The sequence below is a fragment of the Atopobiaceae bacterium genome (genome assembly GCA_022483015.1).
In the GTDB taxonomy this organism is placed as follows: Bacteria; Actinomycetota; Coriobacteriia; order Coriobacteriales; family Atopobiaceae; genus JALCUE01.
In genome coordinates, this window is record JAKVOB010000001.1 from 1812019 (window position 1) to 1825343 (window position 13325).

Below are 13325 nucleotides of genomic sequence, written 5' to 3' on the forward strand. Positions count from 1 at the left end.
ACAGCCCAACACGCAGGGAACCGGGCACCAGGCGCCGCCGAAGCCCCTCCTGGCCCTGGCAGCTATTCGTTGAACGTTCTCACGCTGAACGTCCCGTCCTCGTATCCCAGCGAGGTGACGCCTGCGTTGTTGATCTCCTGGAAGACGTTGATCGTCGGATCGATGGTGTGGACGATATGGCGAATCGTGTTCCCATGGGTGACGATGAGCAGGTTTGCCTGATCGGGAAGGGACTCGTCGTTCACCACGCTCGTGAGGCCGCCCTCGACACGGTCCCAGAACTCCTGGTAGCTCTCCGCGTCGCCCGTGGGGTCCGTGTGCTTGAAGGCATCCGTCATCTCCTCGAGCGTCAGGCTCTTGAACAGCTCCGACGCCGGGATACCCACGGTCTTGGCAACCGCCTCGTAGGCGACGTCGTTCACGGTCCCCTCGAAGCTCCCGAAGAAGGTCTCCCGGAACTCCTTGCGAGGCAGGACCTGCATGCCCTCCCCGTAGTCGTTCCCGGCGAGGATGATCTCGGCCGTGCGGATGGTCCTGCCGAGGTCGCTGGCATAGACCTTGTCGAACCTGACGCCAGACAGACGCTGAGCCGCCTCACGGGCGACGGCCTCGCCATCCTCGGTGAGGGGTGCGTCGCACCATCCCTGCATCTTCTGATACTTGTTCAGGATCGTCTTCCCGTGCCTCATCAGATAGATCGTCACGCTGGTACCCATGGCACCTCCGTTTGCTCCGGTTTGCCCTTGATGGTATCGGACTCAGGCGACACGGCCTTGCACCTGCGGGGCTACCAGGAGGCGCCCCGCAGGTGACGGACTTGGCCCTGCCGCTCTCACGACGACGTACGTAGGACCTTGTCCTACTTGTTCAGGTACTTCCGCATCATGGCGAGGTGACGACGGACCTGCTCGACCGTATCCGGGGCGGTGTGGTTCTCGCACTCGGAGACGATGTAGCCCTCGTAGTCAGAGTCTGCGACGACCGGCAGGATCTGCTCATAGGGAATCGAGGCCTCGTGGAGGTCCTCATACATGTAATGGAACTTGCCGTGCATGTGGAAGCAGTAGGGCATGATCTCCTTGAGGCCCTCGAGCTCCTTGTTGCAGTCCTTGCGGAACTGCACGAAGCCATACATCCCCTGGAGTGCGGAGAGGCAGGCGGCATTCGCACCCTCCTTGACGAGGCGATCGTTCGCCTCCTCGAGGGAAACGCCGTCGAGGCGCATCTGCTTGGCCTCCTCGAGCTGCTCCACGGGGGTACCCGCTGCGAGCGCCTCGTCCCATGCCGGCTTGTTGGGCTTGGTCGCGAAGAGACCGAAGTCGGGCACGAACCCGATGTAGTGGGAGCCTGACTTCTCGATCGCCTCACGATAGGCAAGGATGGCGGGCGTGTAGGGGGTCTCGGGGTTATGGATCTCGATGCCCACCTTGACGTTGTACTCCTCCGCATAGGGAGCGAGCCTGGCGAGGGCGTCGGCACTCAGGAGGTACTGCTCGCGCATGACCTTGCAGCCCATCTTGTTGGCCTGGATGACGTCGTTGATGGCCATGGCGAGCATCTCGTCCTCGGTGAGGTTCCTGTCGCCACGAAGCCCACGGTCCATGTTCGCCGAGTAGCACACAGGCTCGATGTCGTAGTGACGGCACATGGCGGTGATCTCACCGAGGAACTTGTCGCTCACGTAGGGATAGGACGGAATCATCTGGGTGGCGACGATCTCGAAGCCCTCGGCGCCAGCCTCCTTGGCATGACGGATGCAGTCCTCGAGGTCGAACTCGCCCGTGCACCACTGCCTCGTGTAGCAAAAGAGGGTTATTCCAAGCTTGATGTTACTCATTTGTCACCGTCTCCTCATGCTCCATGACGAGCGTCTTCTTGTCGCAGCCATCGACGGGCATATAGTCCGTGTCACTGATGGGCATGTACGGGGAATGGAACATCAGCTTGAGGTCGAACTCATGCTCGCCATCACTGATGCTGCCGGGCTGGATGACCTTGATGGTCGCAGGGTCCGTGACGCACCAGAACTCGCTCACGAGGTCATGGAGCTGGCTGATGCCGAACTCCTTGCCGTTGAGGCAGAACATGATCCTCTCGTTGTCGACCACCTTGCCGTCGACCTTGAGCTCGAACTCGTCGATGACGGAGAGGAAGTGACCACGGTAATAGCTCAGGCGGATGTCGAACTGGTACCCCGCCTTCTTGCCGTCCAGGTAGAAGTGCCTCAGGGTGCCATCACGGAGGACATCCGTGAAGTTGATCCTCATTGCATATGCCATACGTTGCCCCTTTCTTGGGTAAGCTGGCCTAGGCCCGGTTCTCCGGACCTAGGCCAGGTGCCATTAGAACTTGATCTCCTTGTTCTCGCGCGCAGACTGGTAGATCGCATCCAGGATCTGCGTGACCGCGAGGGCCTCCTCCGGCTTGACCAGAGGCTCGGTGTCATTGGCAACGGCCTCGAGCCACTGGCGACAGTCGATGCATCCCTCGTCACCACTGCCGCCACCAAAGTAGGCGACGCCACCGACCGGGGAGAGCTTCTCCTCCATGAGCTGGCCGTTGCGACCACGGTTATAGATGAGCTCGTTCTTGTCGTAGCTCATGCCCGAATGGATCTCCGCACCCGCAGCCGTGCCGCAGAGCGTCGTCGAGGCCTCGCGGGACTCGAGGATGTTGAGCGCCCAGCTGGCCTCCAGGCCGATCGTGGCACCGTTCTTCATCTTGATGAAGCCCATGGCGGAGTCCTCGACCTCGTAGGTCTTGGGATCCCAGGGCCCGAAGAGGTTGCCCTCGGTCGCCTGCTGGAGGCCGCCGAGCTTGTAGAACACGGAACCCGTCACGGAGTCGATGTCATAGTTGCCCATGCACCAGAGGGTGATGTCGAGCGCGTGGGTACCGATGTCGATGAGGGGGCCACCGCCCTGCTGGGCCTTGTCCATGAAGACGCCCCAGGTAGGAACTCCCCTACGACGCACGGCATGGGCCTTGGCATAGTAGATGTCACCGAGGTCGCCCGCCACGCAGGAGGCGTGGAGGTTCTGCACCTCCGGACGGAAGCGGTTCTGGTACCCGATGGTGAACTGCTTGCCTGACTTCTTCCAGGCGTCCACCATCTTCTGCGCCTCGACGGGGCTGTTGGACATCGGCTTCTCGCAGTACACGTCCTTGGCCGCCTCGAAGGCAGCGATCGTGATCTCGCTGTGGGCCACGTTGGGGGTGCAGACGTGTACCACGTCGATCGAGGGGTCGCTCAGCAGCTCGTGATAGTCCGTGTAGACCTTCGCGCCGGCGGTGCCGAAGTCCTCTGCCGCCTTCTTGGCACGCTCCTCCACGATGTCGCAGAACGCGACCACCTCGCAGAGGTCCTCGTTCTTCTGGAGGGCGGGAAGATGCTTCGAGTTGGCGATTCCACCACAACCGATGATTCCGACCTTGATCTTAGCCATTCTTTGACGCTCCTTTCACCTGTCTCGTTGACGTGTCCGAGGAGGCCATCACCTTGACGACCTCCGAGCAACCTGACCTAGAAGAGGATCGCCTTGCCCGTAGCGGCAGACTCACGCGCCGCCTCCATGACAGAGAGCACCCTTCTGACCTCGGGTATCTTGATAAGGGACTCTTCCTTGCCGTTGAGCACCCCGTTGACGTTGCGATAGAAGTCGAGCCAGTCCGTCTCCACGAAGGGGAGTGGCTCGGTGACGATTCCTCCGGGAGGGACCGGGGCGAACTGACGCGTGGGACCGGCCTCGGTCTCGGTGATCTGGGGAGGGAGCTTCTCGAGGAGCTTCCCCGTGCGGTAGATCGAGCCGTCGCAGGCGAAGTTGTCGATGACCATGGTCCCCTTGTCACCGCCCACGAGCCACCTCGGCTGATACTTGAGGATGTAGGTCGACAGCTCGATATGGGCCGTGACGCCGTTGTCCATCTTGAGCAGGATCTTGAAGTAGTCATCCACCTCCTCATGCAGGACGTTCTTGATGTCTGCATAGAGCGAGGTGATCTTGGCGTCGGGCATCATGAACAGGATCTGGTCGATGAGGTGGACACCCCAGTCGTAGATCATGCCGCCACCGTACTTCTTATAGAGGTGCCACTCGTGCATGTAGCCGTTGCCAGAGTGGAGCTTGGACTCGATGGTGAAGATGTTGCCGAGGAGATGCTCGTCATAGGCCTTCTTGACGATCAGCATGTCCTTGTCCCAGCGACGGTTCTGGTGCGAGGTGAAGAAGACGCCGGCCTTCTCGCAGGCCGCGCTCATCTCGTCGAGCTCCGCGACGCTCATGGCGGCGGGCTTCTCGGTGATGACGTTCTTGCCAGCAGCGGCGGCCTTCAGGCACATGGGGCAGTGCAGGTAGTTGGGAACGGTCAGGATGACGGTGTTGACCTCGGGATCGGCAAGGAGCTCGTCGGCCGTCTCGTACACCTTGATGCCTGCCTCGGTGGCCTCGTGGCGACGCTCCTCGTTGATGTCGCACGCCGCCGTGATGATGACACCGGCGCGGGGCGCGTTCTCGGCGTGCCACTTTCCCATGCCGCCGTATCCGATGATGCCTAGTTTGATATCCATGCTCCGACCCTTCTCCTATTAGCCGATAACGTGGTGTCCTAGCGGACGAAGTTCCTGAGGTAGGCAGTGCTCTGCACGACTGCACGCTTGGCGCTCTCGAGGCTGCCCTCGAAGGCCTTGTCCTCGACCTCGATGCAGGTGTAGCCGTCGTAGCGGATGTCCGTGAGGGCCGAGACGAACTTGCCCCAGTCGACGTCGCCAAGGCCGGGGATCTTCGGCGACATGAACTCGAGCGGCGTGGCCATGATGCCGACGTCCTCGAGCGCGGCCTGGGAGACCTTGATGTCCTTGAAGTGGACCTGGAAGATCTTGTCCTTGAACTCGTACAGGGGCTTGATGTAGTCGATCTGCTGCCACACGAAGTGGGAGGGGTCGTAGTTGATGCCGAGGTTGTCATAGGGAAGGGCCTCGAACACACGACGCCAGTTGGCAGGGGACGTCATGAGGTTCTGGCCACCGGGCCACTCGTCCTCCGTGAAGAGCATCGGGCAGTTCTCGATGGCGACACGGACGCCCTTGCTCTTGGCATAGTCGAGGATGGGAGGCCATACCTCCTTGACGACCTCGAGGTTCTCCGAGACGGTCTCATCCGGGATGCGCCCGATGAACGTCGTGATCATGTTGACGTCGAGAAGCGCGGCCGCATCGATCAGCTTGTAGAGATGAGCGATGTATGATGCACGCTTCTCGAGGTCAGGGTCAAGGGTGTTGGGATAGTACGCGAGCGCAGAGATCTCGACGCCCCTCGCCTTGCAGTAGGCCGTGATCTCCCGTGCCCGGTCCCTCGTGAGGTTCCCGACGTCGATGTGGCTGACGCCGGCGTAGCGACGCGCGGCACCTCCCTGCGGCCAGCACGCGACCTCGAGGCACTCGAGACCCGTCTCGGAGGCGAAGTCGACGACCTCCTTGAAGTCCATCCCGTCGCAGATCGATGTGATCAATCCCAGCTTCATGTCGTCCTCCAAATCGCAGCCGTCCTTGCTTTGCGATTTAGAGATTACCGGGCACCGCCCTGCCGCACATCACGGCCCACGACGACTTTGATAGCTAATAATGACTGGATTAGCAGGGGCAGAAAGGGATTGTCATTATTCGTCTGACGTTTTTTGATCTCCTTGCGCCAACGCCCCGGAACGGCCAGAGACACCTTCCCGAGCACGGGGAGGATCCCGGCAGAGCGGTCAGTCGTCAGGCAGCAGGCTCACGAAGGCGATCTCGTTCGCCGCAAGCTCCACGTCGAGGACGAGCTCGCCTTGGGTGGCCTCGATGCTTCTGACCGTCAGCCTTGGCTCGCAACGATTGCTCAGGCTTTGGATGTCCTCACGCGAGATGGCAGTGCCATACTCCATGCCCTGCCACATGTCGAGGATCGAACCGTCCTGCTGGCTGATGCCATAGACCTTGGCCTTGTAGGATGTGCTCCGCATGCCTTGGAGACGAATCGTGACATGACAGGGCGTCTCCTCAGAGAAGTAGCGCCCCAGGGAACCTCGGTCCAGCTCGTCCTCCTCGACGGAGAAGTAGTTGTAGCCGAGTGACATGCAGTTCTGGCACACGATGCCAAAACGGTCCTTCCCGTCGGTAGTGGCCAGCCAGTGCTCCCCCCTGCCGACGTACCGGGAGAGGAGTCTGTGGAGGAAGACGAAGGCGTAGGCGGCGGGCTTCAGTATCCCGTCCTTCGTGAGGAGCCCACATCCGCCGAAGAGGATGTCGGAGGCATCGTAGGACTCCGAGATGAGGTCGGTGGCCGAGAAGTGGGCGACCGCATCGGCCATGCCATAGGTATCGATGTAGTTCTTGATAATGTACGCGCCATCGAAGCAGGTGTCGTTGAGCACGTTCCTGTCCGAGATCGTGATGTTCCATTCCGTGACATAGATCGGGACATCCTCGAGGCCCAAGGCCTCGAGGCTACGTCTCATGTTGGCAAGCCCGAGGCGGAGGAAGTCGAGGCTCGTGTCCCTCCTCGTCAGCCAACGGCCATCGACGAGGACGGCGTCATAACCGTAGCTGTAGACGGAGATGAAGTCGGGGAAGACCCCACCCGAACCCCTCTCCTCCGAGAACTCCCGGAGGAACGTCAGCGCCACCGTCGAGCTCGGGTCAGCAGCAGACGAGGATGTGTGCAGGCCGCACCCGCCCAGCATGACACCGGGGACATGCTTCTTGATGATTCGGTACGTCGAGGAGAAGAGCTTGCGATAGGCACTACGACAGGCGGGGTCATCGAAGCTGTTGTCATCGAACCAGAGCTCGAACTTCCACTGCTCGACCTCGTCAGGCTGATAGCGATGGCAGAGGTGGCGCATGAAGGCATCGATGACCTGCTCCCAGGTCTCGAGGTCCTGGGAGATTCCCGAGTCATCGAAGACGAGTGGGTCGTCGATGCCCCTCAAGATCCGTCGGGGCTTCGACGAGAGGTCTATGAAGGGCTTGGCCCCGATCTTGAGCAGGAAGTCGAGGACGTTGTCGAGGCGCGAGAAGTTGAAGGATTCTCCCGGGCGGCCGAGGTCAAGCAGCATCTCACGTGAGAATGGCGTCCAGAGGCGCACGTACTTGAATCCGACCTTCTCCTTGAGCACCGCGACATGACGCTGCACCTCGGAACTCAGGAGGTCCTCTGCGGAGCCCACATTGATGACCTCGCTCCAGGGCGTCCGGAGCGGTTCCGTCGTCGTGACGTCCACGGCGGCCTCCTCGAGGGACGCTCCTGCGGAGGCGACGTCACCAGGGACGTCGTGGTAGGCATATCGTTCGAGACGGCTTTCCATGCGGCTCTCGTCCGCAGCGACGTCCCTCTCCCTCTTGCTCGAGGCCTTTCTCTGCATCTCGGACGGGGTCTCGTGGTACTCCTCCTTGAAGGACTTGTTGAAGGAGGTCGTACTCGAGAAGCCGTTGTCATGGGCGACCCTCGTGATGGGCTCTGAGGTGCTGAGGAGGTCGTCGACCGCATGGAGGAGCCGCACCTTGGTCAGATATGAGTTGAAGGTCATGCCATAGTGCCGCTTGAACACGCGCGAGAGATACCCTACCGAGAGGCCCAAAGTCCCAGCTGCCTCCTTGAGGCTGATGGGTTGGTCGAAGTTCGACATGATGTAGCCGTCGATCGCCTTGATGCGATCGTCGCGCTTGCCGGTCGAGGCGTCATGGTCGAGGTCCTTGGAGCGGAAGAGGTAGTTCGCGCAGAGGTAGTCGGCGATGTGGTAGCAGAGCGAGAGGGACATGAGGCTCTCGGCATGGCAATGCCCACTGAGGTATTGGGCCAGAAGGGACTTGAGCAGGGACCGAAGCCCCTCATATGACGGGTCGTCCACCTCGGTGGAATCACAGATGAAGAGGAGGTCATAGTCATTGAAGACGTCGCGTACGATCTCATAGCCAATGGTCAGCCTCACGTAGAGCGCATCATCGGCCGCGACCAGCTCGTGGGGCTTGTTGACGTTGACGAGGAAGACATCCTGCGGGCACAGCTTGGTCTCCTGCCCATTGACGGTGACCTCGACGGTGCCCTCAAGGACATACATGAGCTCGAGGGCCCGGTGGAAGTGAAGCGCCTCCCTGCCATCGCCGAGGACCTCCAGGACGAACCCGTCCTTACCCAAACTGAGAGACATGCCCACCTCCTGATGCCCTTCTCGGCCGGCCGCACAAGACCAGCGACCGGACGACCATGTTGCTCATCATGATACCCGTCTCGTTCCCCGCTCCTGCAAACGGAAGCGGGGCCGGATCCCCGGCCCCGCTCGAGTAGCACCTAGTTCAGGATGACCCATCTGACGCGACGGAAGCGTTTTGCCAGCAGGTGCCCTGGCAACCTCAGCCTGCAGTTACATTCTGGGAATGGGCGTTCATAATCTCGTAGAGACGGTCATCGTGGCCCGTCCGTGTTTCGGACTTGGTATCAAACACCATGGTCACATGGTTGTCGGATGTGTACGGGTCCCACGCCAACCCATCAATTGACGGATTCCCAGTAGTAGCGAATGCGGCGAGAGCCGATGACTCCGTGGCAGCAATTGTCCGAGCATTGTCCTCGTCGCCCCTGATTAAATACTGGGCAGCATCAACCGAATTGAACATGTAGGGCACGTCACTTGTGTGCCCCATCGTGATACCGCCAAAAGCCGGCATACGATACGCATTCACATAGTTATAGACGGACAAGCCCGCCTTGTTCATGAGCGTAATGAAACCAGAGTCTGGCTTGACGGCCTGATAGCGTGAAACTATGGTGCCACATCCCGATATCCACAATGATTCAGCTAGCTGGTGGTCCGGATACGCCTTCTGATACTCGGTGACGAACTCATCCGCATCGTCACCATAGAGTTCGTTCAGTGCAGACCTTGCATCATCATCGGATACGTCAGGAAGGTATGAGTTCGGGACCGTTTGGGGTGAGGAGCGGCAATAGGCAGACATGTTACCGTTGAACTCGGAGAACGTATTGCCGATGAGCCAGATACGTTGGGCGGCATACTGATTGACAGCACCGGTTTTGACATCGACGAGGGGAGATTCGAAGGTCCCGGTACCATAATGGGTCTCCCATGAGCAACCCGCCGCAGTCGCTGCAGACAGAAGCTGCTCATACGGCATCTCCACAAGCGAGTCTGCCACCTTATCGGACGAAAGATGCAGATAGTCAACAAGGAGTTGCGTGTTTGCCAGGGCATCGTCCTTGGGCGCGGCCGAGTAGTAGCCACTCATCATGACGACCTTGTCAAACAAGCCGGTCGTATCTGACATGCTAGCCAGCGTTGTAACCTTACAGCCTCCACCCGATTGTCCGACAAGCGTCACATTCTGTGGATCCCCTCCAAATTGGGCGATGTTGTCTTGCACCCACTGGAGGGCCACCACTGCATCTCGCATCCCCGCTATGCCAGAGTTTTCGTATTGTGTTCCGTATGCCGACATATCAAGGAACCCGAGCACATTCAAGCGCGTGTTCACCGACACGAAAACGACGTCCCGCGCATGAACGAGATATTGTCCTTCATAGAAGGAGAGCTCGGTCGAAGCCCCATTGGTCAACTCCCCGCCATGGAAGAAGACGATGACAGGCTTTGCAGCCGTCAAATCATCAGACCAGACGTTGAGATACTGGCACTGCTCATTGCCGACCATATCGGCAGTCCCGTTTGACGGCGAGAAGAACTCGTAGGAATTGACACTAGCCGTCGAGCTAAGAGTACGATCCTGCGGAGCAACCTCACCATAGACGAGAGCATTGTGCCAGGCATTATCATAGGACGTAACGGGAACAGGATCTTGGAACCGCTCGGCCGTAGCATAGGGAATGCCACGAAATGTGTACACACCTTCGTCACGAAAACCAAGGAGCGTGCCAGCACCAAGCTTCACGGTCTGGGTTGTAATCGACTCATTCGCAGAATCGGACGTCGTATCCGCATCAGTTGACGACTGAGCTGACGAGGAGGAAGCGGTGTTACAGCCAGTAAGCGACAGCAAACCAGCCACACCAGCAAAGCCCGCAAGGGCGCCAACCGTATGGACACACTCGCGCCGAGTTATCGTTCTTGTCATACTCAAAGCCTCCCATACGCATAGATTCGTTCCGCCATTCGTGCATTATCCCGAAAGCCATAGAGCACAGTAAAAGGAGGGCAAATGAGCATTCGTTGCCCATCTGCCCTCCTTACGACGCTACATCTTCAAGGCGTCCTCGGACTCCTTGGACCAGCCGAAGAACCAGGTCGCAGCGAAGGCTATCGCGAATGCGACGACCATCCCGAGCAGCCCGCCATAGAAGCTCATGTCGACCCCCTCAGGCCCAAGCAGCGAGCCGATTCCGATGAGCCCGGCGCCGAAGGAGTACCCCTTCGCTCCGAAGAGGGCGGCGACCAGACCACCGGCAGCACCACCGATGAGACCGAACACATAGGGCTTCCTCGCAGGGATGTTGATACCGAACATGGCAGGCTCCGTGATTCCGAAGCATCCCGATATTGCAGATGCGACACCGACCTGCCTGATCTTCTCGTTCTTGCTCCTCGCGCAGTAAGCGAGCACAGAGCCGACCTGAGCCAGGACCGACGCGAAGAAGACGACGGCAATCAGGGCCGAGTAGCCGTTCGTCGCAAGGTCAGAGGTGAACAGCGGGATGAAGGCCTTGCTGATACCGAACAGGACGAGGATCTGCCAGATTCCGCCTGCGACGGCGCCCGTGACGACCGGGCTGAAGTCATAGAGCATCGTGATGCCAGTGGTGACCAGGTTCATGAGCCACGTCGTGACGGGCCCGATGACGAGAAGGGCGATAGGCACCGTGATCAGGAACACGATAAGAGGAACGAAGATCATCTTGATGGCATCGGGGATGATCTTACGTGCGACCTTCTCGATCTTGCAGGCAAGATAGCTCGAGAGGATGGCCGGGAAGACCGACTTCGAGTAGTTCATGAGCACAAGCGGGATTCCTAGGAACGAGTAGGTGTCCCCAGAGCTCGCAGCCGTGGTGATGTTCGGGTGAATCAGAACGAATGCGATGATCATCGAGTAGAAGGGCCTACCACCGAACTTCTTCGCAGTCGCATAGGCGAGGAACACGGGGAAGTAGTAGAAGACGGAGTCAGCGATCGTGGACAGCACCAGATAGGTGCCGCTCGTCGTGCTCATGAGGTTGAACGTCGTCAGAAGGGACAGGAAGCCCTGCAGGGTGCCGCAAGCAGCAAGCAGGCTGATGCTCGGGAGGAAGATCGCCGACGCGAGGTCGGTCACCTTGTCCATGAACTTCATCTTCTGCTTGGGAGTCCCGTCTGCGCTCTCCTCGGCCTCGACGTCGCCGTCGGCGCTGATGTTGAAGATCTTGACGAGCGTGTCGTAATACGTCGTCACGTTGTTGCCGATCACGACCTGAATCTGGCCGCCGGCCTCCATGACGCCCATGACGCCATCTGCCGCGGTCAGCTTGTCCTTGTCGACCACACCCTCATCCTTGAGGATGAACCTGAGCCGCGTGAAGCAATGACCGACGCTCTTGACGTTCTCTGGCCCACCGACCAGGGACACGATATTCCTGACATTGTCTTCCGTGCTCGCCGTGTCCTTATCTGCCATGCTCGATGCACTTCCTCTCTTGTTCGCGCTCTTGAAGTGTCTTCGTCGCCGAGTAGACTCCCGCGCCGACAAGTCCAGCGCCAGCGGAGGCATACGGCACAAGCCGAGGACAGGAAGCGCCACGGACTTGGACCCCATGTATGAACTCGTGACTTGCTGCAATGGTTCGAAGCTTCGCCAATAATGCTAGGCGCGTGGCACAATGGCCCCCGTAGACGAACTACCAGCTGCTGTCTCATGGCATGAGACTCTTACGATGCATCTGTTCCTCGTCGCTGTTAGACGCATCGCCGAGAAGGACGCTCGCGCAGCGAGAAGGAGGAACCTGAACATCACCAGGAACCGCTCGCCCGCCAGGACGAGCCGCTCACGGAAAGAGACAGCTCAATCACAATGGTCGGGGCGGGCCGAAAGGGCAGCGCCGTCATCGGTCGTCAGGAAGAAGGGCGCGTAGTAGAGGCGGTTGAGCGTCGCCGCCACCACGCGGGGCTCTATGTCCGGCCTCTCGGCGAGCCAGAACTGGATGAGGCTGTGGTGGCCGGCGAGCATGAAGGCCAGGTAGAGGTCCCGCTCGTCGCCAGGCCCGAGCACCTCGCCCAGGCGGTCGGAGAAGTAGTCGCGCATGAAGGCCGTCGCCTTGTGCCGGAACGTGGGGTCCCCATGGGGCCCGTTCAGGGCGATGACCTGCTCCCTGCGGGACATGAGCACGTCCATGCGCGCGACCATGGAGGCCGTGGGCTCGAGCTCTGACTCCGAGAAGCGCGCCTTCAGGGCGACGTCGTTGATGGCGCGCATGTTGTCGAGGAGGTCGTCCTCGAAGGTCTTCACCACGTCGTCGACGTTGTCGAAGTGCCGGTAGAACGTGGAGCGCGACACCTTGGCCTGACGAAGCACGTCGGCCACCCTGATCCTCGGGATGTCGTCCGTCCGCATGAGCTCGAACACGGCATCGGTGATCCGGGCGTCGACGGGGTCGCCTGGCTCGAAGTCGCCCATCCTCCTACCACCGTCCGCCATACGACCTCCCTCGACCTAGCCATCTCGTCATCTAGAGGGATGCTACCCGCAAACGGCGCAATCAGAAGAGGGGGATGTCCTATTCCTCCCCCGTCAGCGCATACATCCTGGCGATGGTCCCGAACCCGGTCCGGACCCGTTCATAGAGTTCCTCAGGGCCCTCTACCTTGCCGCCATCGACCCATGTCTGCCAGAAGGAGCACATCGACGCGCTGAGGATTCCGACCGTGTAGGGGAGCTGGTCATCAGGGACGCCCTCCCCCGCCGGGATGAAGGAGGCCAGCTCATCCTTGTACCTGAGATGCGTGGCCAGCAGGATGTCGTACCGCCCGTTGCGTATCATGGCCTCGACCAGGTCGTCCTCCTGCATGATGCTCCTGAAGAAGCCGACGATCATGTCGTGTTGGGAGGCGCCCTCGAGGGAAGCGTTGCGCGACAGCATCCTTGCGAACATCATGTCGCTACGGTATGCGAGAACGTCCGACACGGTATCGAACAACCGATAGAAGGTGGCGCGGCTCACGCCACAGGCACGGTGGACGTCAGTGATCGTCACGGCATCGAGGGACTTCTCGCCAAGGCACGTGAGGAGGCCGTCGCCTATGAGCCCCGCAGACCTCAGGGCCCGCTTGTCCTTTGGTATGTGATACATCTAGGC

At 60.0% G+C, this 13325-nt stretch carries 11 protein-coding genes; all 11 read right to left on the reverse strand.

Translation table 11 applies throughout. The features are described 5' to 3' along the window. Positions 1–62 precede the first annotated feature (62 nt). The 11 genes from LKE50_07750 to LKE50_07800 all read right to left on the reverse strand — a co-directional run bounded on the left by LKE50_07750 (position 63) and on the right by LKE50_07800 (position 13319). A complete protein-coding gene (locus LKE50_07750) occupies positions 63–716 on the reverse strand; it encodes a histidine phosphatase family protein (GenBank protein MCH3968484.1) in 654 nt (217 codons plus the stop codon). A gap of 143 nt (positions 717–859) precedes the next feature. After that, positions 860–1837, reverse strand: a complete 978-nt coding sequence (locus LKE50_07755) for a sugar phosphate isomerase/epimerase (protein ID MCH3968485.1) — start codon at positions 1835–1837, stop codon at positions 860–862. Next, a complete protein-coding gene (locus LKE50_07760; GenBank protein ID MCH3968486.1) occupies positions 1830–2279 on the reverse strand; it encodes a DUF6379 domain-containing protein in 450 nt (149 codons plus the stop codon). The genes LKE50_07755 and LKE50_07760 overlap by 8 nt, the downstream gene beginning before the upstream one ends. A 63-nt stretch (positions 2280–2342) precedes the next feature. Continuing rightward, positions 2343–3446, reverse strand: coding sequence for a Gfo/Idh/MocA family oxidoreductase (locus tag LKE50_07765; GenBank protein MCH3968487.1), 1104 nt, complete (start codon positions 3444–3446; stop codon positions 2343–2345). A gap of 77 nt (positions 3447–3523) precedes the next feature. Beyond that, positions 3524–4567 (reverse strand): Gfo/Idh/MocA family oxidoreductase, encoded by a 1044-nt coding sequence (locus LKE50_07770; GenBank protein MCH3968488.1) that lies wholly within the window; start codon positions 4565–4567, stop codon positions 3524–3526. A 38-nt stretch (positions 4568–4605) separates the two neighbouring features. Continuing rightward, positions 4606–5520, reverse strand: coding sequence for a sugar phosphate isomerase/epimerase (locus LKE50_07775; GenBank protein MCH3968489.1), 915 nt, complete (start codon positions 5518–5520; stop codon positions 4606–4608). A 228-nt stretch (positions 5521–5748) separates the two neighbouring features. Continuing rightward, positions 5749–8181: a helix-turn-helix domain-containing protein gene (locus LKE50_07780; GenBank protein MCH3968490.1), complete on the reverse strand. Its 2433-nt coding sequence runs from the start codon at positions 8179–8181 to the stop codon at positions 5749–5751. A gap of 202 nt (positions 8182–8383) precedes the next feature. Beyond that, positions 8384–10117 (reverse strand): carboxylesterase family protein, encoded by a 1734-nt coding sequence (locus LKE50_07785; GenBank protein ID MCH3968491.1) that lies wholly within the window; start codon positions 10115–10117, stop codon positions 8384–8386. 120 nt (positions 10118–10237) lie between these two features. Beyond that, positions 10238–11650: a PTS transporter subunit EIIC gene (locus LKE50_07790; GenBank protein MCH3968492.1), complete on the reverse strand. Its 1413-nt coding sequence runs from the start codon at positions 11648–11650 to the stop codon at positions 10238–10240. A gap of 384 nt (positions 11651–12034) precedes the next feature. Beyond that, positions 12035–12667, reverse strand: coding sequence for a TetR/AcrR family transcriptional regulator (locus LKE50_07795; protein ID MCH3968493.1), 633 nt, complete (start codon positions 12665–12667; stop codon positions 12035–12037). Positions 12668–12746: 79 nt separating this feature from the next. Next, positions 12747–13319, reverse strand: a complete 573-nt coding sequence (locus LKE50_07800; GenBank protein MCH3968494.1) for a TetR/AcrR family transcriptional regulator — start codon at positions 13317–13319, stop codon at positions 12747–12749. Between the last annotated feature and the right edge of the window lie 6 nt (positions 13320–13325).

Bases quoted from the DNA above. Each gene is read 5' to 3' on its own strand.
- LKE50_07750 (MCH3968484.1), bottom strand. From the start codon at position 716: ATGGGTACCAGCGTGACGATCTATCTGATGAGGCACGGGAAGACGATC.
- LKE50_07755 (MCH3968485.1), bottom strand. From the start codon at position 1,837: ATGAGTAACATCAAGCTTGGAATAACCCTCTTTTGCTACACGAGGCAG.
- LKE50_07760 (MCH3968486.1), bottom strand. From the start codon at position 2,279: ATGGCATATGCAATGAGGATCAACTTCACGGATGTCCTCCGTGATGGC.
- LKE50_07765 (MCH3968487.1), bottom strand. From the start codon at position 3,446: ATGGCTAAGATCAAGGTCGGAATCATCGGTTGTGGTGGAATCGCCAAC.
- LKE50_07770 (MCH3968488.1), bottom strand. From the start codon at position 4,567: ATGGATATCAAACTAGGCATCATCGGATACGGCGGCATGGGAAAGTGG.
- LKE50_07775 (MCH3968489.1), bottom strand. From the start codon at position 5,520: ATGAAGCTGGGATTGATCACATCGATCTGCGACGGGATGGACTTCAAG.
- LKE50_07780 (MCH3968490.1), bottom strand. From the start codon at position 8,181: ATGTCTCTCAGTTTGGGTAAGGACGGGTTCGTCCTGGAGGTCCTCGGC.
- LKE50_07785 (MCH3968491.1), bottom strand. From the start codon at position 10,117: ATGACAAGAACGATAACTCGGCGCGAGTGTGTCCATACGGTTGGCGCC.
- LKE50_07790 (MCH3968492.1), bottom strand. From the start codon at position 11,650: ATGGCAGATAAGGACACGGCGAGCACGGAAGACAATGTCAGGAATATC.
- LKE50_07795 (MCH3968493.1), bottom strand. From the start codon at position 12,667: ATGGCGGACGGTGGTAGGAGGATGGGCGACTTCGAGCCAGGCGACCCC.
- LKE50_07800 (MCH3968494.1), bottom strand. From the start codon at position 13,319: ATGTATCACATACCAAAGGACAAGCGGGCCCTGAGGTCTGCGGGGCTC.